The organism is Bacillus rhizoplanae (genome assembly GCF_917563915.1).
GTDB classification, from domain to species: Bacteria; Bacillota; Bacilli; order Bacillales; family Bacillaceae_G; genus Bacillus_A; species Bacillus_A rhizoplanae.
Map to the genome: position 1 here is coordinate 141,067 of NZ_CAKJTI010000007.1, position 20,452 is coordinate 161,518.

Annotated in this window: 18 protein-coding genes and 2 riboswitches; of the genes, 14 read left to right on the plus strand and 4 right to left on the minus strand. The window is 37.2% G+C overall.

Annotation, left to right across the window (positions count from 1 at the left end; genetic code table 11):
• Positions 1–15: 15 nt before the first annotated feature.
• The 8 genes from pstB to LRP84_RS09770 all read left to right on the plus strand — a co-directional run bounded on the left by pstB (position 16) and on the right by LRP84_RS09770 (position 7,744).
• Positions 16–831 (plus strand): phosphate ABC transporter ATP-binding protein, encoded by an 816-nt coding sequence (pstB, locus tag LRP84_RS09735; protein WP_154710883.1) that lies wholly within the window; start codon positions 16–18, stop codon positions 829–831.
• 104 nt (positions 832–935) lie between these two features.
• Complete coding sequence (phoU, locus tag LRP84_RS09740) at positions 936–1,592, plus strand: phosphate signaling complex protein PhoU (RefSeq protein WP_098307776.1); 657 nt, start codon at positions 936–938, stop codon at positions 1,590–1,592.
• Positions 1,593–1,901: 309 nt separating this feature from the next.
• Positions 1,902–3,092 carry a glycosyltransferase family 4 protein gene (locus LRP84_RS09745; protein WP_230574893.1) on the plus strand — a complete coding sequence of 397 codons (1,191 nt, stop codon included), beginning with the start codon at positions 1,902–1,904 and terminating at the stop codon, positions 3,090–3,092.
• 6 nt (positions 3,093–3,098) lie between these two features.
• Positions 3,099–5,456, plus strand: a complete 2,358-nt coding sequence (locus LRP84_RS09750) for a sugar phosphate nucleotidyltransferase (RefSeq protein ID WP_230574894.1) — start codon at positions 3,099–3,101, stop codon at positions 5,454–5,456.
• Between the two features lie 70 nt (positions 5,457–5,526).
• Complete coding sequence (gene rpmG, locus LRP84_RS09755) at positions 5,527–5,676, plus strand: 50S ribosomal protein L33 (protein WP_012095458.1); 150 nt, start codon at positions 5,527–5,529, stop codon at positions 5,674–5,676.
• A gap of 51 nt (positions 5,677–5,727) precedes the next feature.
• Positions 5,728–6,306 (plus strand): 5-formyltetrahydrofolate cyclo-ligase, encoded by a 579-nt coding sequence (locus LRP84_RS09760; RefSeq protein ID WP_230574895.1) that lies wholly within the window; start codon positions 5,728–5,730, stop codon positions 6,304–6,306.
• Between the two features lie 102 nt (positions 6,307–6,408).
• Positions 6,409–6,603: a YqgQ family protein gene (locus LRP84_RS09765; protein WP_230574896.1), complete on the plus strand. Its 195-nt coding sequence runs from the start codon at positions 6,409–6,411 to the stop codon at positions 6,601–6,603.
• Between the two features lie 163 nt (positions 6,604–6,766).
• Positions 6,767–7,744 (plus strand): ROK family glucokinase, encoded by a 978-nt coding sequence (locus LRP84_RS09770; RefSeq protein ID WP_230574897.1) that lies wholly within the window; start codon positions 6,767–6,769, stop codon positions 7,742–7,744.
• A gap of 147 nt (positions 7,745–7,891) precedes the next feature.
• On the opposite strand, the gene LRP84_RS09775 is transcribed toward LRP84_RS09770, so the two are convergent.
• The gene (locus tag LRP84_RS09775) at positions 7,892–8,065 is read right to left on the minus strand and encodes a DUF2759 domain-containing protein (protein ID WP_230574898.1); all 174 of its coding nucleotides are present in this window, start codon (positions 8,063–8,065) and stop codon (positions 7,892–7,894) included.
• Between the two features lie 162 nt (positions 8,066–8,227).
• On the opposite strand from LRP84_RS09775, the gene LRP84_RS09780 reads away from it, so the two are divergent.
• Both LRP84_RS09780 and LRP84_RS09785 read left to right on the plus strand, forming a co-directional pair.
• Complete coding sequence (locus LRP84_RS09780; protein WP_230574899.1) at positions 8,228–8,857, plus strand: MBL fold metallo-hydrolase; 630 nt, start codon at positions 8,228–8,230, stop codon at positions 8,855–8,857.
• An 11-nt stretch (positions 8,858–8,868) separates the two neighbouring features.
• Positions 8,869–9,984, plus strand: a complete 1,116-nt coding sequence (locus LRP84_RS09785; protein ID WP_230574900.1) for a class I SAM-dependent methyltransferase — start codon at positions 8,869–8,871, stop codon at positions 9,982–9,984.
• Positions 9,985–10,142: 158 nt separating this feature from the next.
• Here LRP84_RS09785 and LRP84_RS09790 read toward each other — a convergent pair whose 3' ends face one another.
• Positions 10,143–10,433, minus strand: coding sequence for an ArsR/SmtB family transcription factor (locus LRP84_RS09790; RefSeq protein WP_000894376.1), 291 nt, complete (start codon positions 10,431–10,433; stop codon positions 10,143–10,145).
• A gap of 354 nt (positions 10,434–10,787) precedes the next feature.
• On the opposite strand from LRP84_RS09790, the gene LRP84_RS09795 reads away from it, so the two are divergent.
• Positions 10,788–11,633: an MBL fold metallo-hydrolase gene (locus tag LRP84_RS09795; protein WP_230574901.1), complete on the plus strand. Its 846-nt coding sequence runs from the start codon at positions 10,788–10,790 to the stop codon at positions 11,631–11,633.
• Between the two features lie 55 nt (positions 11,634–11,688).
• Positions 11,689–12,111 (plus strand): GNAT family N-acetyltransferase, encoded by a 423-nt coding sequence (locus LRP84_RS09800; protein WP_230574902.1) that lies wholly within the window; start codon positions 11,689–11,691, stop codon positions 12,109–12,111.
• Positions 12,112–12,352: 241 nt separating this feature from the next.
• On the opposite strand, the gene metC is transcribed toward LRP84_RS09800, so the two are convergent.
• Together metC and LRP84_RS09810 are read right to left on the minus strand one after the other, a co-directional pair.
• Positions 12,353–13,516, minus strand: a complete 1,164-nt coding sequence (gene metC, locus LRP84_RS09805) for a cystathionine beta-lyase (protein WP_230574903.1) — start codon at positions 13,514–13,516, stop codon at positions 12,353–12,355.
• Positions 13,513–14,625, minus strand: coding sequence for a methionine biosynthesis PLP-dependent protein (locus LRP84_RS09810; protein ID WP_230574904.1), 1,113 nt, complete (start codon positions 14,623–14,625; stop codon positions 13,513–13,515). Before LRP84_RS09810 ends, metC begins: the two co-directional genes overlap by 4 nt.
• 73 nt (positions 14,626–14,698) lie before the next feature.
• Positions 14,699–14,817: riboswitch (SAM riboswitch) on the minus strand.
• Positions 14,818–15,018: 201 nt separating this feature from the next.
• Positions 15,019–15,129, plus strand: a riboswitch (SAM riboswitch).
• 72 nt (positions 15,130–15,201) lie between these two features.
• On the opposite strand from LRP84_RS09810, the gene LRP84_RS09815 reads away from it, so the two are divergent.
• Together LRP84_RS09815 and metH are read left to right on the plus strand one after the other, a co-directional pair.
• Positions 15,202–17,037 (plus strand): bifunctional homocysteine S-methyltransferase/methylenetetrahydrofolate reductase, encoded by a 1,836-nt coding sequence (locus LRP84_RS09815; RefSeq protein WP_230574905.1) that lies wholly within the window; start codon positions 15,202–15,204, stop codon positions 17,035–17,037.
• Positions 17,034–20,435: a methionine synthase gene (metH, locus tag LRP84_RS09820; RefSeq protein WP_230574906.1), complete on the plus strand. Its 3,402-nt coding sequence runs from the start codon at positions 17,034–17,036 to the stop codon at positions 20,433–20,435. Before LRP84_RS09815 ends, metH begins: the two co-directional genes overlap by 4 nt.
• Positions 20,436–20,452: the final 17 nt, after the last annotated feature.

Genomic DNA, 20,452 nt, shown 5'->3' on the forward strand with positions numbered 1-20,452 from the left:
AAGGGGAATTTCAAAATGGTATCTACAGTAGTAAATGTACAGGTGAAAAATGAAGAAAAGACTATCCCTCAGACAAAAAAGGTTGTATTTGATACGAAAAATTTAAACTTATGGTACGGAGAAGACCATGCATTAAAGGATATTAATTTAAGTATTTATGAGAATGAAGTGACAGCAATTATCGGGCCGAGTGGATGCGGAAAATCTACGTATTTAAAAACATTAAATCGTATGGTTGAACTAGTACCAATCGTTCGGACAACAGGGGTGATTGAATATCGTAGTCGTAACATTTTCGAGAAATCTTATCCTGTTGAGGAATTACGTACACATGTTGGAATGGTATTTCAGAAGCCAAATCCATTTCCAAAGTCAATCTACGAAAATGTTGTGTATGGCCCGAAAATTCATGGTATTCGCGATAAGAAAACGTTGGACGAAATTGTTGAGAAGAGTTTGCGCGGCGCGGCGATTTGGGATGAATTAAAAGATAGATTACATGATAATGCGTATGGGCTATCAGGTGGACAACAGCAACGTTTATGTATTGCACGTTGCTTAGCAATTGAACCAGATGTTATTTTAATGGATGAACCAACATCAGCGTTAGATCCAATTTCTACATTAAAAGTGGAAGAGTTAATTCAAGAGTTAAAGAAAGATTTCAGTATCGTCATTGTTACACATAACATGCAACAAGCAGCACGTATTTCTGATAAAACTGCTTTCTTCTTAAGCGGAGAAGTTGTGGAATATACAGAAACGAATAAATTATTTACAACTCCAACAGACAAACGAACAGAAGATTATATTACAGGACGATTCGGTTAATAGTGTCTGTTTGAGAGAGAAATATATGTTCTTATCAATTGAAATATTTCGGTGAGAGCTTCATCTTATATCGGAGCACGTGTAACGAATAAAGGGGGACCAACATGGTACGCGAACAATTTCAGTATGATTTGCAAGCATTACAGCAAAAAATTATTGAACTAGGTGAATTAGCAAAACAAGCTCTTGAAATTGCAATGGAAGGATTGCGCACAAGAGATGTAGAGAAGGCGCTTGAGGTAATCGATGGTGATTATCGTATGGATAATTTGGAAGAAGAAATTAATGATTTTGCATTAATGTTGATTACGAAACAACAACCTGTTGCTAGTGATTTACGAAGAATTTTTATTTCTATTAAAACTGCAACAGATTTAGAACGTATTGCAGATCACGCGGTAAATATTGCTAAGTCAACAATCCGTCTTGGTGAAAAAGAAGTATCTGTATCATTACAAAACCTTGAAAATATGTTCGGAATTGCAATAGATATGCTGCAAAATGTGATTCAAGCTTATAGAGAAGAAAACTTAACATATGCGAAAAAGATTGCTGAGATGGATGATGAAGTTGATGAACTTTATGGGAAAGCAATTCGTGAGTTTATTTCTTCCATTCCAGATCAGCCAGAGACGATTGGACAAATTACACAGCTGTCGTTTATTGCGCGTTATATTGAACGAGTAGCCGATCATAGTACAAACATTGCAGAAAATGTTTTTTATCTTGTAAAAGGAAAGCATTATTTGTTAAATGAATAAAAATTGTTAAAAGAGAGGGATGCAAAGTGTCCCTCTCTTTTTTTAGTCAAAATATGACAAAAAAGGATTATTGTTACTTACTTGTTGCGGTGGTAAGATGGATTATAATGCAACCAAAAGAAAACGCTTACTTTTTCGTAGGATGAAAGTTTCACTGTATCCCGCTCAAACGGTTGGTAAGAAGTGTAAGCAAGAAGAAAATCAAACCACCCGTAAGAGCCCGATTGGTTCAACTAACCTTTCATAAAAAAAGCGTTCATGAAGGGAAGTTTCACTTTATTCTTCTATGTGAAGAGAAAAGAGGGATGTATGGAGCCTTTGCATATTTTAATGTTGGCATGGGAATATCCCCCGATGATGGTAGGTGGCCTTGGAAGACATGTATATGAATTATCCCGGGCTCTTGCACATAATGGACATTACGTGCATGTAGTAACGGTACACGAAGAGCATTGCACGACATATGAAAAGGTACATGATGTACATGTGCATCGTGTTTCAGTTGAAGATCGTGAAAAGTATCATTTTTATGAGTGGATTGCTCAGTTAAACAAGTCTATGTTTGCTTATACACAAGAACTGTGTAAATGTTATACGTTTGATGTGATTCATGCTCATGATTGGCTTGTTGCTATTTGTGCGATGGAACTTAAAAAACAGCAACATTTGTCTCTCGTTACAACAATTCATGCAACGGAACATGGACGCAATGGTGGGATTTATACATCACTGCAATGGAAAATACATATGCATGAAAAAGAGTTAGTAAAAGAATCTAACGTTGTGATTGTTTGCAGTCAATTTATGAAAGACGAGGTTGTAAGAGATTTCGAAATGAATGGTGAAGATGTGATTGTACATCCAAATGGGATTGACCGCCATTTCTTTCATGCCGTTACGCCTTCATTAGAAATTACGAAGCGTTATAATTTAGCAGAACGATTGGTTATATTTTCAATTGGCCGTATTGTCAATGAGAAGGGCTTCTATACCATTATTGAAGCAGCACCGCAGATTATTAAGCTATACCCGCAGGTTTTATTTATTATTGCAGGCCAAGGGCCCATGTTAGAGCAGTACCGTGCAGTTGTACAGGGAAGGGGACTGCAACATTCTATCTTTTTTCTCGGTCATATTACAGAAGAAGAACAACGAGCTTTTCTCCAAAAGTGCGATGTATTATTAATTCCAAGTTTGTATGAACCTTTTGGGATTGTTGCATTAGAAGGGATGCTTGCAAAGAGACCAGTTTTGGTTTCGCGGGTGGGCGGCCTGCAAGAAATCATTATAGATGGTGTGAATGGGTTTCAAATGAAATCAGGTTGTTCGCAAAATCTGAGTGAGAAATTAATATTTATTATAGAGCAACGAGAATTTGCTCAGTGCGCGGCAAATAAAGGATATGAAGATGTTCTTGTTCACTATAATTGGGGTGAAATTGCAAGAGCAACTGCACACACGTATGAAAAAGCAGTTCAACATCATAAATGTGGAGGTTGAATGCCGATGAAGGGGGTTATTTTAGCAGGAGGGAAAGGGACGCGTTTACGTCCGTTAACATGTAACCTTCCAAAGCCCATGTTGCCTCTACTACAAAAGCCAGTGATGGAATATAGTATTGAACTATTGAAACAGCATGGTATTCAAGAAATTGCTATTACTGTTCAATATATGAGTTCCGTTATTCAAAATTATTTTGGTGATGGTAGTAAATGGGGAGTAAAGCTACATTACTTTGAAGATACTCCTCCTCTTGGTACAGCGGGGAGTGTGAAACAAGCGGAGAAGTTTTTAGATGAGCCATTTGTTGTGATTAGCGGAGATGCGCTAACAGATTTTCAATTATCTAAAGGGATTGATTTTCATAACAGTCATAACGGAATAGTTACAATGTTTGTTAAAGAAGTAGCTAATCCGTTATCGTACGGATTAGTTGTTACAAATCAGCGTCATGAAGTTATTAAATATATTGAAAAACCAAGCTGGAACGAGGTGATTTCCAATACAGTAAACACTGGTATTTATATTATGAACCCCGACATTTTTTCTTATATTACACCTCATACATTTTTTGATTTTAGTCATCATGTATTTCCTTTATTAGAAAACAAAGAAGCCATGTATGGATATGTAGCGGATGGATATTGGCTTGATATTGGAACATTTTCGCAATATCGCCAGGCTCAATTTGACTTGCTTACGAAGAAAGTTCATGTACCTATTCCATATACAGAAGTGTTGCCAATGGTATGGATTGGCGAAGATGTAACAATTGAAAAAGGAACAAAGATCCATGGTCCTGCTTTTATTGGTGAAGGAACAACGGTACAAACAGGAGCTATTATTGAGCCATATTCTATTATTGGTAAGCATAGTATGATTTCTGCATATACTCGTCTTCAAAAAAGTATTTTACTCTCTCATACGTACATAGGAAAGCGATGTGAGTTGCTTGGAACAACAATTGGGGCAAGTACAATTATTGAAGATGGGGTTACTTTATTTGAAAAGAGTGTTGTGGCTGACCAATGCCGAATTGGCCGAAATGTAGTGATTAAGGCGAAGGGAAAAGTATGGCCAGAGAAAGTGGTTGAGAACAGTACAATTATTGCTTCATCTGGAATTACAGAACATGAAAATATTTCGTGTTTTCTGCAGAAAAGTCGTATGTGCGGAAGAAGCAATTTAGATATTACACCACAAGTCGTCGTGAAATTGGCGATGGCATATGGTTCTTTATTAGCAGAAGGAGGCAGTTTGCTGATTGGCAGCAGTGCACATTCAGAAGTACAAATGTTTAAACATATTTTTTTACATGCCGCTCATACAGTGGGATTGCATACAATGGAATGCCAAGAGATAATTGAGTCTTGTTTTCGATATGCGGTCGGGCAAACAAATGTCGTTGGCGGTGTGTTTTTTTATAAGGGGCAAGATGAGAAACTAGTCATTCAATTTTATAATGAAGAAGGAATGGGATTAACATATAAAAAGCAAAAAGAAATAGAAAATTTGTATATGGCAGAGGCATTTCGATATGTCGATTGTAAAAAAATCGGGAATAACGAAGTCATACATGTTTGCTCAGAAATGTATATTGAATCTGCCCTGCAATTAATAGATGTACCAGCTATAAAAAAACAAACATTCCATCTTCTTATAAATAAGTGGGATGAAATGTTTCAGTCTTTGTTACTATCTTTTTTACAGAAAATTGGCTGCACAGTAACGTGGATATATGCTGCTGAGAAAAAAGAGCATATTAAGTTATTAATGAAATCAAGTCAAGCAGATATGGCTATTATGTTTCATGAACAGGGAAATACATTTGAGTTATATGATTCTTATGGGAATATTTACAAAAACACAAATTGTGAGGAGATTGATATTCCAAATTTATTATTTGAAAAAGATGAATGTGTCTATCCATTATCATTAAAGTTAGGAGAATGTTATCTTCTTTTCTATATGCAGAATGAAAATAAGAAGTTATTGCAAATGAGATGGCAGCAAGATATTTTATTTCGAATTGGTAAATTATTGGAGTTAATTGTTCTTCAAGGGAAAACATTACCGGCGATGTTAGAGCAATATCCACCACTTTATTTATTATGTGATGAGGTGGTTTGTTCATGGAATGAGAAAGGAAAAGTGTTAGGGATGTTGCTGAGAGACATGGCACAGCGGGAGTTTGAGGTATTAGAGGGAATTAAGTTTACACATGCGGAAGAAGAGTGGTCCTATGTTGTTTCTGATGTAAATCAACCGAAATTTCTTGTGTATTCTCAAGCAAGAAATCCAGTCATAGCAAAGGAAAATATGAATACTCTTATAGAAAAAATTAGACAATATCAAAAGGTGTAGAATTTTTATTTTAAAAGTGGTATTATAGTATAGTCTGATTTAAGTTATTAGTGACTGGAGGGAAATAAGAATGCGTGTAAATATTACTCTAGCATGTACAGAATGCGGAGATCGTAACTATATCTCAAAGAAAAACAAACGTAACAACGCTGAGCGTCTTGAACTTAAAAAATATTGCAAGCGTGACAAGAAGTCTACGTTACACCGCGAAACAAAGTAAGCAGTAGGGATATTTTCCTACTGTTTCTTTTGTATATAGGGGGAATTTATGATGAAAGAAGAGAAAAAAAGATTACGAAAAGAAATATTGCAGCGTATGAATGCTTTATCGGAAGAACAGTATACGACTTTATCAGAAAAAATTGCGGATTCTTTATATAAACAACGAGAATGGATTGCGGCACAAACAATTGGGATTACACTTTCTATGGAACGTGAAGTAAATACATATGCAATTATTGAAAAGGCATGGGAAGAAGGGAAAGCAATTGTTGTCCCAAAATGTAATCGTGAAACGAGAACAATGACATTCCGCCAAATTACGAATTTTGAACAATTAGAAACGGTTTATATGAATTTACGAGAGCCAGATCCGTCTATAACAGAAGAGGTATCAGCAGAGGAGATTGATTTACTTCTCGTGCCAGGTGTTGCGTTTACGCGAAAAGGAGAGCGTGTAGGATATGGTGGAGGATATTATGATCGTTATCTTGTGAACTATAAAGGGAAAACGCTATCATTAGTTTTTGATTTTCAAATTGTCTCTCATATCCCAGTTGAACCGTTTGACAAAGCTGTAGAGAAAATTATTACAGAAAAAGAAGCGATTTCTATTTTAGAACTTATATAGGCTAATTATAAATTGACGATTCTTTTTTATGTTTATTATAATAAAATATGTGAACGTTTTCTTATTATGTTTTTATAGTAAGTGGACATAGAGGGTGAAAGAATGATATCTGTTTATGACATTCAACAATTATTAAAGCAATTTGGAACAATTATTTATACAGGAGATCGTGTTGCAGATTTACAATTAATGGGCGATGAGCTTCGTGAATTATATAAATCACAGCTGATTGATCCAAAAGATTACCAAACTGCCTTATTTTTATTGAAGCAAGAAATTCAAAAAGAGATAAAGTGAAACTTCCATCAGTGGGGCATCCCCCACTGATGATTAATTGAACCGATCGGGTGCATATGAGCAGTTATCCCCCACCTATCTTTTTTTGTTTCCTCAGAATCTTGAGGTGTGGGTTTTACTGGCCGTGATTAGCTGGAGAAATTGATGAAGGAAGGGTAGTAAAATGGAAGAGAAATGGTTGGTTGGTGTTGATCTTGGTGGAACAACAATTAAATTAGCATTTATTAATATTTACGGTGAGTTTTTACATAAATGGGAAATCCCAACGAATAAAAGTGAACAAGGAAAACATATTACGCTTGATATTGCGAAAGCAATTGATAAAAAGTTAGAACAATTAGGTGAGTTAAAAAGCAAATTAGTCGGAATTGGAATGGGTGCCCCGGGGCCTGTTCATGTTGCGTCTGGAATGATTTATGAAGCAGTAAACTTAGGATGGAAAAACTATCCTCTTAAAGATTTATTGGAAGTAGAAACTGGTTTACCAGTTGTTGTTGATAATGATGCTAACATTGCAGCACTTGGAGAAATGTGGAAAGGTGCTGGAGAAGGTTCAAAGGATATTGTTTGTATGACACTTGGAACAGGTGTTGGTGGCGGTGTTATCACAAACGGTGAAATCGTACATGGTATAAGCGGAGCAGCTGGTGAAATAGGTCATATTACAGTTGTAACAGAAAATGGTTTTGCTTGTAATTGCGGGAAATCAGGATGCTTAGAAACGGTTTCTTCAGCAACTGGTATTGTACGCGTTGCGATGCAAAAAATGCAGGAAACAGATGAAGCAAGTGTACTACGTTCGATGCTAGAACAAGAAGGAAGTATTACATCGAAAGACGTGTTTGATGCACTTGCACAAGGTGATGCATTCGCAGAAAAAGTAGTAGAAAAAGTTGCTTCTTATTTAGGGCTAGCGGTGGCAAACATTTCTAGTACATTAAATCCAGAAAAAATTGTTATTGGTGGTGGCGTATCAAAAGCAGGTGATGCACTGCTGCAACCAATTCAACGCTATTTCGAAAGATATGCATTTTCACGTGCTGTTAAAAGCACAAAACTAGCAATTGCGACACTTGGAAATGATGCTGGAGTAATCGGCGGTGCTTGGCTTGTGAAAAAGTATATTTATGAAGCAAAGTAAAGTAAAGTAAAGTAAATCTTTATATGTGTTGAAGGCTAACAAAATGAATAATCTTTTGCGAGCATAATAAGAAAAAGGAAGGGGGGATCCCTTCCTTTTTGCATATGCTAGAAATCATGATGTATGTAGAGAGTTTAGACAAGTTGCTTAATGTGTTGGTGGATAGCCATTATTTATAAAGGTCATGACTGTAAACCAACCGAAAACAAGTGCAGTTGCAACGGAAAAACCTCCAGCAAGAAGGTTCTTATCTCGCAACGTTTTAAGAGAAGAGTATACACCTAACAGAGTGACTAACGCAAAAATAATAACAAGACCCATACATATCCCCCTCTACTCTCTCATTTTTGCTTGAGTTTTTGTAATATTTTTTCAATTTTATTGTACATGTTTTCCATATTGTTGTCGAGGTATCGTTTCTTTTCTTATGAGAAGAAAATGTTGTATGATGAAAATGAGTGTAACGACTGGAGGAGATTAAGAGTGAATTGGATTCAAATGCCGTTAGGCCCACTGCAAACAAATGCGTATATTTTAAGTAATGATCAAAAAGAATGTATTATTTTTGATCCAGGTAGTGAAGGAGAAAAACTTGTAAATTATGTAAAGAAAGAACAGTTAAAGCCATTAGCTATTTTATTAACACACGCACATTTCGATCACATTGGTGCGGTAGATGAAGTACGTACTGCTTTTCAAATTCCGGTTTATGTTCATCAAGAGGAGGCTGATTGGCTAGGAGATGCTACTTGTAATGGCTCGCAAATTTTTATGATGAATCGTAGTATTACGGCAAAACCTGCGGACCACATCATCGAGGAAGAAGGAGTATTAACAATTGGTTCGTTTTCATTTGATATGTATGAAACACCAGGTCATTCACCAGGAAGTATTTCGTACTATTGCAAAGAAGCAAATGCTGTATTCTCCGGTGATGTTTTATTTCAAATGAGCATTGGCCGTACTGATTTACCAGGAGGCAGTTTCCAAGAATTAATCATGAGTATTGAAGATAAGTTATTTGTACTGCCGGATGATACAAAAGTGTTATGTGGACATGGCCCAGAAACAACAATTGGTTTTGAAAAAGAAAATAATCCATTTTTACAATAAGGGGTACGAGGATGGAACACGTTCTAAAACAAGCAATGGAAAAAGAAATAGATCAGTCTATTTCTTATAGTACATATATGAGCCTTGCATTATATGACGTAAACAATGGCTATTATATGAAAGAACGTGAAAAAATCGGAAGGCAAGGAGATTTTTTTACAAGCAGTAATGTGTCTTCTGTTTATGCAAAAACATTTGCTCATTTTTTTATTCAGCTTGTGAAAACAGGAGTTGTTTCACCGCATATATGTGAAATTGGTGGGGGAACAGGAAGATTTGCATATGACATGTTACAAGAGTGGCAAACGATATCTCCTGATACGTTTGGAAATATGCAATACTCAATTATAGAGGTGAGTCCGTTTCATAGAGAGTTGCAGAAACAACAACTTATTTCTTTTTCAAATGTTTCGCAATATGCATCCTATGAGGAATTGGGAGCCTCCTTTACAGGAATTGTTTTTTCAAATGAGTTGTTTGACGCGTTTCCTGTAGAAGTGATAGAGAAACGAGAAAGAATGTTATATGAAGTACGTGTAAAGTATAACAGTGAAGGTAGACTTGTTGAAGTATTGCGACCACTGGATAGTGAAATTGTTATAAAGTATTTGCAAAGACATCAAATTTCACTTTATGAAGGACAACGATTTGAAGTACCGTTACAAATGAATGATTATGTAAAACAGCTGACAAGTTGGCTGCAAGAAGGATTGCTTATAACGATAGATTATGGTTATACAAATGAAGAATGGGCGCATCCAGCTCATCGTGAAGGAAGCATGCGAAGCTATTATAGGCATCAAATGATTCCTGATCCTCTTCAATTTCCAGGAGAGATGGATATAACAACTCATATTCATTGGGATACATTGAAGACAGTTGGAGAAGAGACAGGCTTACAAACAGTATGGCATACGAAGCAAAGAGAATTTTTGCTAGCTGCAGGTATTTTAGAACAGCTTGTAAATCATGAAGATCGTAATCCGTTTTCTGATAAGCAAAAGAAAAATCGTGCGATTCGTTCTATGATTTTACAAGGTGGTATGGGTGATGCTTTTGATGTTGTGATTCAGCAAAAGGGGATTCCGTGTTTAAACTTAGAGCATTATCTACATATTTTTTTATAAAACAAGGCGCAGAGTAAAACTCTGCGCCTTGTTTTGTAGGTTAATACGACGTTTTGTTTAGGATTATGTAGTATTTATATTTTTTCTCATGATATATATTTATATTAAAGATATGAGATTAAAAATATACAATACACCCTGTTTTTATTTAAATACCCCTAACCTAGTAATACGCGAACTAATTGAATAATCGTTTCATTTTCTACTTTGTAGTAAATTTCTAGCCCTTTTCTTTCGCTCGAAACAATCTTAGCACTTTTTAATTTTGCTAAATGTTGGGAAATTGTAGATTGGGGCATGTTTAAACCTGTATACATTGTAGAAACGTTACTTGGACCTCGTTCAATCAATCCTTTTACAATACATAAACGAACTGGATGAGCAAGTACTTTCAATAATTCTGCATTATTTTCATACAATTCTAATTCCTTTTGAAAGGTTTCTAACATATTCTTTTCCACCTCCATGCGTGCTGTTATACCATAATATACATAACAAAATTTTAAAGCAAAGAAAACAGTTGTTGCAAAAAAAATGCCCTAAAGTAAAGAAACTGTAAGAAAAGAGAACATGGTGTAAATAAACTAGATAATTTTGGACGTTTTTCCAATGAGGTAAATCAAGGTTTGTAGATTGAAATAACAGGTATTTTCGTTCTTAATAAAAAACGTTTTCATTTATGTCACAATTTTACCATATTTTATGTTTCTTTCAATAATAAAAATGAAAATTTTTGGAATAATTAGAAAAGGAGTTATATATATCAATCTAGAAATTAATAAGGATGGAAAGAAGGGATAGTCATGAGGATAGAATTTTTAGGAACAGGCGGTGCCACACCGATTCCGAGACCAGGGAGTTATAGCAAAGTAAGCAAAGAGGCGAGGGGAAAAGGTTTACCATATAGTAGAATGGGGCCAAGTGTTTTTATTCACGATCTTCATTTAGTAATTGATACACCAGAAGAAATACGATTGCAATTAGAGAGATCTCACATTTCAAAAGTAGAAGCCGGGATTTACTCACATTGGCATCCTGATCATACGATGGGCCGGAGAATTTGGGAAACGATTGCGTTTGAAACGAACAAAGCTTGGGCTACTACTGTGTATGTACCAGAGCAAGTAGCAGAGGATATGAAAAAATTTCTAGGATCGTGGGATCATCTGCAATTTATGCAGCAACAAGGATGGATTGATTTAATCGTATTACGAGATGAGCAATCTTTCGTGAAAAATAAAGTGAAAGTTACTCCGTTTCGTTTACATGAACAATATGTGTATGCGTTTTTATTAGAAGAAAAAGAAAAGCGAGTATTGATTGCAATGGATGAATTATATAAATGGGAACCGCCCGCTCACCTAATTGGTAATTTAGATGTAGCTATTTTGCCGATGGGAATCGTCGAGTTTGATTGGAATACGAAAGAGCAAATAAGAGACCGTGCTTTGATTGAACGCATACGAGAGGCAACGTTTGAAGATACGCTAGAAGTAGCGAAGCAATTACAAGCAAAGCATACAATTATTACGCACATTGAAGAAGTAGATAATCTTGGATATGACGAACTGAAAGAAATCGAAGCTGAATTGCGGGCAGAAGGCATGAATATTACGTTTGCTTACGATATGATGCAAATTGAAGTGTAATCATTTTAAAATTGATATGATATTCGGGATGGAAAACAAAAAAGAGGGAATTTTCATGCAAATATTCCAACAATGGAATCAAGAAGATAATGATTATATTAGACGAAAAGTTATAGAATACAATGCTTCACAACTGCCAGATGAAATAAAAACTCCTCTTGAAAATGTAAGCTTTATGGTAAAAGATGAAGAGGGAAATATAGTAGGCGGCATAACAGGAACAATATTTTGGTATCACATGCATATTGATTTCCTTTGGATAGAAGACAAATTACGTCATCAAGGATATGGGACTAAATTACTACATAAGATTGAGAAGATTGCAAAAGAAAAGAAATGTAGACTCATTATGCTTGATACTTTTAGTTTTCAAGCTCCTGAATTCTATAAGAGACATGGCTATAAGGAATTCGGTCTCCTTAAGGATCGCCCGAAAGGATTCAGCCAACACTTTTTAGAAAAAAGGTTAGAAGTGTAACTTCCGATAACGAGAGATATGTGAAAAAGTTCCTTCAATCTTCTGAAGGAACTTTTTGAGGTTTTTAGATACAGTGCCTGTCGATCCAATATGGTAATTTTACCAGAATCTCATATGAAACACTTTTTAGTCTATAGCTATTTTTTCACAGATCAATATTTGATTTTATAGTTTAAAACATTTTTTATGAAGCATGAAGGCCTTTTGTATAATCACTATTAATATTTATATAGGTTCCTCATTAAGAAATAACAACTTCTTCTACATACGTAAGCGCATGCTCAAAGTCCGTAATTAAATCATCCGCATTTTCTAATCCAACAGATAAGCGCAGCAGTGAATTTGAAATCCCTCGTTTTTCGCGTTCTTCTTGTGACATAGCAGCGTGCGACATTTTTGCTGGATATGAAAGAATTGATTCAACAGCTCCTAAACTAACGGCGAATACCGGGAGTTGAATGTGAGCTAAAAATTGTCGTAATGCATTTTCAGATTCTAGTGTAAAGGAAAGGACTGCTCCTGCTGATTTTGCCTGAACGTGCTGCGTTTTATATCCCGCGTGAGACGGTAATCCAGGATAATAGATATCTTTAATTTTCGGATGCCTTTGCAAATGATATGCAATTTTTTCAGTGCTTCGTGAAGAGTGTTCTAAGCGAACGTTTAATGTTTTTAAGCCGCGTAGGACGAGGGAACAATCTTGCGGTCCTAATATGGCACCAAAAGCATTTTGTAAAAAACTAACTTTTTTTGCAAGTTCTTCACCTTTTACAACTGCCAACCCTGCGGTAACATCGCTATGGCCTGCAATAAATTTTGTTGCGCTATGGAGAACGATATCAGCCCCAAGTTCTAACGGTTGTTGAAATAGCGGTGTTAAAAATGTATTATCAACAAAAGTGAGCGCCCCAACAGATTTAGCAAGCTCACAAACGGCTTTAATATCTGTCACTTTTAATAATGGATTTGATGGTGTTTCAACATAAAAAACTTTTGTATTCGGCTGAATCTTTCGTTCTACTTCTTCTAAATTCGTCATGTCAACGAATGTGTGAGAAACGCCGTAACGAGAGAGAACTTCAGTTACAATTCGATATGTACCTCCATATACGTCTTCAGAAATAAGAACATGATCTCCTTGTGATAAAAGAAGAAAAGTTGTTGAAATAGCAGCCATGCCAGATGAGAAGGCAAACCCTTTGCTTCCACCTTCTAGTAAAGCAATCATTTCCTCAAGAGCTTCGCGCGTTGGATTTCCAGAGCGACTATAATCATATTTTCCAAATGTATCTACATCAAATTGATGAAATGTGGATGTGTTATAAACAGGAACATTGACAGCTCCTGTTTGTTTGTCATGCTTAAAACGATTATGAAGTAAAAGCGTATCTAGTGAATAACTCATATTCTCACTCCTTCTTTTACTTGTTTGAGTGCTTGCTGTAAGTCTTGAATTAAATCATCTTGATTCTCAATTCCTACGGAAAAACGGAGCAGACGATTACAAACGCCGCGGGCAGTGCGAATATCTTCTGGTATATCGGCATGTGTTTGTGTTGCTGGGTATGTAATGAAGCTTTCTACGCCGCCAAGACTTTCTGCAAACGTAATAAGAGAAAGAGATTGTAAGAACGGATCAATCCATGCTTCTTTCTTCAGTTTAAAAGAGATCATACCGCCTTTTCCCGGATAAAACACATCGGTTATAGATTCTTCCCCTTGTAAATAGGCAACAATTGCTTTTGCGTTTTCTTCATGCTGCCTCATACGAAGCGCTAATGTTTTCATACCGCGTATTAAAAGCCAAGAATCAAATGGACTTAACACAGCTCCAGATGCATTATGATAGTGAGCGAGTTCCTCGCATAACTTTGCACCTTTAGCAACGACAAGTCCGCTTAATACATCGTTATGACCACCTAAATACTTTGTAGCACTATGCAGGACAATGTCAGCCCCGGTTGTTAATGGTTGTTGTAAATACGGTGTGTAGAATGTGTTATCAACAATAAGTAACAAGTTATGACGTTTTGCAACGGTAGCAACTGCTGCGATGTCCGTTACTTGCATAAGCGGGTTTGTTGGTGTTTCTATGAAAATTGCTTTTGTATTTGGTGAAATTATTTTTTCAATTTCTTGTATATGCTGCGTATCTACGTATCTACATCGAACATCCCATTTTTGTTCGTGCTCTGTAAATAAACGATATGTTCCGCCGTATAAATCTTCAGATACAATAAGTTCGTCACCAGACCGGAATAGTGAAAGGACAAGAAGAACAGCAGCCATTCCTGAGCTACAGGCATAGCCTTGCTCTCCTTGCTCTAAGTCAGCGATTGCGCGCTCTAATAGAAGACGTGTTGGGTTTCCTGTTCGGGAATAATCAAATCCTGTTGACTGTCCAATTCCTTCGTGGCGGTACGCAGTGGAGAAGTAAACGGGTGGATTGACTGTTCCTGTTGTTGTTTCACTGCGATTTCCAATTTGGGCAAGCTTCGTTTCAATTGTAGACATAATAGAATTCCTCCTTATACAAAATAAAAAAGCCTTCTAAGAAGAAGGCTTATATATGACGAATATAGTCTTCTTCTTATCTGTCAAATCATTTCTCAATTTGCTGGAATTAGCACCTTATTAACAAATAAAAGCTTGTTAATGGTTGCTGAGGCGTCAATGGGCCAGTCCCTCGACCTCTCTCGATAAGAATTCGAAATATGAAGTTTTTTATTATGTTTTTTACTTTACAACAAATTTAGAAAGAAGCGCAACTATATTTTGAATAATTTTATTTTTCTTTATTTTCGTTGACTTTCTAACTTCAACATGCTAAATTAATGAAAAAATTAACAAAGATTGTTAATGAGTGAACGGATGATGTTTACTTTTGGCATTCACAATAGAATGAAACTCTTATCAAGAGTGGTGGAGGGAAAGGCCCTGTGAAACCCAGCAACCTTCAAACAACATGTTTGAGACGGTGCTAAGACCTGCAGAACAAATTGTTCTGAATGATAAGAGGAGGATGAAATGTTGTCCCCCTCTTCATTGAGAAGAGGGGGTTTTTATATTGAAAAGAAGAGAGGGAGATATGTGAAATTACTAGATTTATTGCAACGAGGAATTGTTATTGGGGACGGGGCAATGGGAACATTGTTACACTCTCGTGGTTTACAAAGCTGCTTTGAAGAATTGAATTTATCTGAGCCGGAGCGGATTATTTCGATTCATAAACAATATGTTGCAGCCGGAGCAGATGTTATTCAAACAAATACATACGGAGCAAATGAAGGAAAACTTCGCATGTATGGACTGGAGGATCGCGTAAGAAAAATTAATCGTGCCGCTGTAAGACATGCAAAAGCAGCTGTGACAGAAAAGAATGCAATTGTTGGAACAATCGGTGGTATGAAACACATTGGAGCAGTTACAACGACTGATATGGAACGAGAATTTATGCTCTTAGAGCAAGCAAATGCCTTACTAGAAGAAAATGTTGATGGGCTATTATTAGAAACCTTTTACGATGAATTTGAATTGCTTCATGCAGTGAAAGTATTACGAAAGCAAACAAACGTTCCTCTTATTGCACAGCTTGCTCTTCACGAGGCTGGTACAACTCAAAACGGAAATAGTGTAGATGGTGTATTGAAGCGGCTTATAGAGTATGGTGCAAACGTAGTCGGATTAAATTGTCAATTAGGGCCGCTTCATATGATTGAATCTTTTAAAACGATAGCAATTCCTGAATATGGTTATTTATCTGCATATCCAAATGCCGGTCTTCCTAAATATGTAGAAGGTCGTTATGTATATGAAGGAAGCCCTGCTTATTTTGAAGAGATGGCGCCAGAATTTATTAAGCAAGGAGTTAGGTTACTTGGTGGTTGTTGCGGTACAACCCCTACTCATATCGAAGCAATGAAGCGGGCACTTGAAAATGAGCGTCCTGTAACTGCTAAAGAAGTTGTAAAGCGTGCAGAAGTAGTAGCAACGAAGCATGTAAATACAGTGGATCGAATTACATTAGCAGAAAAAGCGAAGAAAGAAACGACAGTGATTGTTGAGCTTGATCCGCCAAAAACTTTGGATACGCAACGTTTTTTTGAAGGAGCAAAAGCGTTGAAGCGTGCGGGAGCAGATGCTATTACGTTAGCAGATAATTCCTTAGCATCACCGCGTGTATCAAATATGGCAATGGGTGCGTTATTAACAAAGCATGATATTCCTGTATTGACCCATTTAACGTGTCGTGATCATAATGTGATCGGGCTGCAGTCTCATTTACTTGGATTAGCGGCGCTCGGTATGGAGGAAGTATTGGCATTAACAGGGGATCCAGCACGCGTTGGTGATTTTCCGGGTGCAACATCTGTATATGACCTTTCTTCTGTAGAGCTTATTAAAATGATTAAAGAAATGAACAATGGGCGTTCTATTTTAGGGAAATCAATTGGAGCAGCTACCCGTTTTTCAGTGGGCGGAGCCTTTAATCCGAATGTAAGACATATAGAAGCAGCTGTAAAACGCATGGAGAAAAAAATTGCAGCTGGCGCTGAGTATTTTTTAACGCAGCCCATTTATGATGCGGCAGTCATTCGAAACGTATATGAAGCAACGAAGCATATCGAGCAGCCGATTTTTATTGGCATTATGCCACTTGTAAGTAAACGAAATGCAGATTTTCTACATTTTGAAGTACCAGGTATTACTCTTCCAGAAGAAGTGAGAAGGCGTATGGACGGGCATAGAACGTCAGAAGAAGCAGTGGCAGAAGGAATTCTTATATCTCAAGAGTTAATTGATGTTGCGATGGAATTATTTAACGGTATTTATTTAATTACACCATTTTTAAAGTACGAAGTGACAGAAGCACTTGTTAGGTATATTCAAGCGAAGAAAGAGCAGAAAGAAGGAATAAATGTATGAGACCAATCGAGGAAAGATTGCAGCAAGAAATTTTAATTTTAGACGGTGCAATGGGAACGATGATTCAACAAGAAGACCTTTTACCTGCAGATTTTGGCGGTGAAGAGTATGAAGGCTGTAATGAATATTTAGTAAAAACACGCCCAGATGTTATTATACATATTCATAAAGAGTATATCGAAGCAGGAGCAGATATTATTGAAACGAATACATTTGGTGCAACGAACATTGTACTAAGTGATTATAATCTCTCTCACTTAGATGAGGAGTTAAATGAAAAGGCAGCTCAATTAGCGAAACAAGCTGTAATAGAGAGCGGCAAAGAAGTATATGTAGCAGGTGCGATGGGGCCAACGACAAAAGCGATTAGTGTTACGGGTGGGGTGACGTTTGAAGGGCTTATTGAGGCATATACAAGACAGGCGCGCGGGTTACTGCGTGGTGGAGTAGATTTGTTACTTGTAGAAACAAGTCAAGATATGAGAAATGTAAAAGCAGCCTGTTTAGGAATTGAAAAGGCATTTATTGAGGCAAAGAAAAAAGTTCCTCTTATGATTTCCGGAACAATTGAGCCGATGGGAACGACGTTAGCTGGGCAAACAATTGAGGCATTTTACTTATCGATAGAGCATATGAATCCATTATCAGTAGGGCTAAACTGCGCAACAGGACCAGAGTTTATGAGAGAACATATTCGTTCACTTGCAGAGTTATCAGAGTGTTATATTTCTTGTTATCCAAATGCTGGGCTTCCGGATGAAGACGGTCATTATCATGAATCGCCGCATTCGCTTGCATATAAAGTGAAGCAGTTTGCAGAAGAAGGTTGGGTCAACATTGTTGGTGGGTGTTGCGGAACGACGCCAGCACATATTCGTGCGATGAAAGAGGCATTGTTATCATTGCAGCCACGTGTGAAGCAAGAAAGAAAAGGGCATGGAATTAGCGGGCTCGAAGCGTTGCAATATGAAGATGCAATGCGCCCGTTATTCGTTGGGGAGCGTACGAATGTAATTGGTTCACGGAAATTTAAACGTCTTGTTGCAGAAGGGAATTTTGAAGAAGCAGCAGAAGTAGCAAGGGCACAAGTAAAGAAAAATGCCCATATTATCGATATTTGTATGGCAGATCCAGATCGTGATGAAATAGAAGATATGGAGAATTTCCTGCAAGCTGTGACGAAAGTATTAAAGGTGCCAATTATGATCGATTCGACAGATGAGCAAGTTATGGCGAGAGCTCTTACTTATTTACAGGGAAAAGGAGTGATTAACTCCATTAACTTAGAAAATGGAGAAGAGCGTTTTGAAAAGGTGATTCCACTTATTAAACAGTACGGAGCTGCTATTGTTATTGGAACAATTGATGAAATTGGTATGGCAGTAACGGCCAAGCGGAAGCTTGAAATTGCCAAAAGAAGTTATGAGCTATTAACAACAAAATACGGAGTACGTCCATCTGATATTATTTTTGATGCACTTGTATTCCCTGTTGGAACAGGTGATGAAGAATATATCGGTTCAGCGGCGGCAACAATTGAAGGCATTCGGCTTATAAAAGAAGCGATGCCTGAGTGTTTAACGATATTAGGTGTAAGTAATATTTCGTTTGGTTTACCACCAGCAGGACGCGAAGTATTAAATTCAGTCTTTTTATATCATGCCACAAAGGCAGGCTTAGATTACGCGATTGTTAATACTGAAAAACTAGAGCGCTATGCCTCTATTTCTGAAGAAGAAAAAGCATTAGCAAATGCTCTTTTGTTTGAAACGACGAAAGAAACATTAGAGGAGTTTACAAATTTTTATCGAAATGTGAAGCGGAAAGAAGTCGTAGCAGCTGAAACGCTAACGCTTGATGAGCGCTTGTCTTATTATATCGTCGAGGGAACGAAGCAAGGATTGCATAATGACTTGCAAGCTGCGCTTGATGAAGGAAGAAAGCCGCTTGATATTATTAACGGGCCGCTTATGGCAGGAATGGATGAAGTAGGACGTTTATTTAATAATAATGAGTTGATAGTTGCAGAAGTGTTGCAAAGTGCGGAAAGCATGAAAGCAGCGGTTGCTTATTTAGAGCCATATATGGAGACAAATGATAGTGCGAAGAAAGGGAAAGTATTGCTTGCTACAGTAAAAGGGGATGTACATGATATCGGTAAAAATTTAGTGGAAATTATTTTATCGAATAATGGATATGATATTGTGAACCTCGGTATTAATGTGCGATCTGACCGCATTATTCAAGAGGTGAAAGAACAAAAGCCCGATATTATTGGATTATCAGGATTACTTGTTAAATCTGCGCAGCAGATGGTGACAACAGCAGAAGATTTAAAAGCAGCAAATATTGATGTTCCCATCGTTGTAGGCGGAGCTGCGCTGACACGAAAATTCACAGAAACGCGCATTTCTCCTTCTTATCAAGGACTCGTATTATACGCAAGCGATGCGATGACAGGGTTAGATCTTATCAATCGTCTGCAACACGAAGAGGAACGCGAAAAGATGCGTGAGGAAAAAGCGAAGCGTCACTTACATGTTGTTGCAAAAGAAGAGAAAAAAGTAGTAGAGGTACCGATTCAGATTGAAAAATTACCGCCAGTGCCAGTAATCGTACCAGATTCTACAAAACGTGTCGTTCTCCGGGATATTCCAGTAGCACACCTTGCTCCGTTTTTAAATCGACAAATGTTACTTGGGCATCACTTAGGCTTAAAAGGGAATGTGAAAAAGTTGCTGCAAGAAGGGGATAGAAGGGCCCATGAACTCAATAACTTAATTGATGAATTGTTTCGTGAAGGAGAATCGTGGTTACGCCCGAGCGCTGTATATCAATTCTTTCCGGCGCAAAGCAAAAACCAAGATATCTTAATTTATGACCCGGAAGACCCAACGCGTGTATTAGAGCGGTTTACATTCCCAAGACAAGGGAAAGCACCGCACCGGACGTTAGGTGATTACTTACGCCCGGTTGGAGATGAAATGGATTATGTTGCTTTTTTAGCTGTAACAGTCGGGAAAGGCGTGCGCGCCGTAGCAGAAAAATGGAAAGAGCAAGGCGATTATTTACGCAGCCATGCTATTCAATCGCTTGCCCTTGAACTTGCAGAAGGCTTAGCTGAAAAAACGCATATGCTCATACGTGATCGCTGGGGATTTCCAGATTCACTAAACATGACGATGGAAGAGCGCTTCCGTACAAAATATCAAGGAATTCGCGTTTCTTTTGGCTATCCTGCATGCCCGGAACTTGCTGATCAAGAAAAATTATTCCGTCTCATTTATCCAGAAGAAATTGAGATTTCCTTAACTGAAGGGTTTATGATGGAACCAGAGGCTTCTGTTACAGCAATGGTGTTTGCTCATCCAGAAGCACGTTATTTCAGTGTGTTATAATCTAAAGTAAAACTTCT

Excerpts from the sequence above, each read along its gene's own strand:
- pstB (WP_154710883.1), top strand. The coding sequence starts at position 16 with ATGGTATCTACAGTAGTAAATGTACAGGTGAAAAATGAAGAAAAGACT.
- phoU (WP_098307776.1), top strand. The coding sequence starts at position 936 with ATGGTACGCGAACAATTTCAGTATGATTTGCAAGCATTACAGCAAAAA.
- LRP84_RS09745 (WP_230574893.1), top strand. The coding sequence starts at position 1,902 with ATGGAGCCTTTGCATATTTTAATGTTGGCATGGGAATATCCCCCGATG.
- LRP84_RS09750 (WP_230574894.1), top strand. The coding sequence starts at position 3,099 with ATGAAGGGGGTTATTTTAGCAGGAGGGAAAGGGACGCGTTTACGTCCG.
- rpmG (WP_012095458.1), top strand. The coding sequence starts at position 5,527 with ATGCGTGTAAATATTACTCTAGCATGTACAGAATGCGGAGATCGTAAC.
- LRP84_RS09760 (WP_230574895.1), top strand. The coding sequence starts at position 5,728 with ATGAAAGAAGAGAAAAAAAGATTACGAAAAGAAATATTGCAGCGTATG.
- LRP84_RS09765 (WP_230574896.1), top strand. The coding sequence starts at position 6,409 with ATGATATCTGTTTATGACATTCAACAATTATTAAAGCAATTTGGAACA.
- LRP84_RS09770 (WP_230574897.1), top strand. The coding sequence starts at position 6,767 with ATGGAAGAGAAATGGTTGGTTGGTGTTGATCTTGGTGGAACAACAATT.
- LRP84_RS09775 (WP_230574898.1), bottom strand. The coding sequence starts at position 8,065 with ATGGGTCTTGTTATTATTTTTGCGTTAGTCACTCTGTTAGGTGTATAC.
- LRP84_RS09785 (WP_230574900.1), top strand. The coding sequence starts at position 8,869 with ATGGAACACGTTCTAAAACAAGCAATGGAAAAAGAAATAGATCAGTCT.
- LRP84_RS09790 (WP_000894376.1), bottom strand. The coding sequence starts at position 10,433 with ATGTTAGAAACCTTTCAAAAGGAATTAGAATTGTATGAAAATAATGCA.
- LRP84_RS09795 (WP_230574901.1), top strand. The coding sequence starts at position 10,788 with ATGAGGATAGAATTTTTAGGAACAGGCGGTGCCACACCGATTCCGAGA.
- LRP84_RS09800 (WP_230574902.1), top strand. The coding sequence starts at position 11,689 with ATGCAAATATTCCAACAATGGAATCAAGAAGATAATGATTATATTAGA.
- metC (WP_230574903.1), bottom strand. The coding sequence starts at position 13,516 with ATGAGTTATTCACTAGATACGCTTTTACTTCATAATCGTTTTAAGCAT.
- LRP84_RS09810 (WP_230574904.1), bottom strand. The coding sequence starts at position 14,625 with ATGTCTACAATTGAAACGAAGCTTGCCCAAATTGGAAATCGCAGTGAA.
- metH (WP_230574906.1), top strand. The coding sequence starts at position 17,034 with ATGAGACCAATCGAGGAAAGATTGCAGCAAGAAATTTTAATTTTAGAC.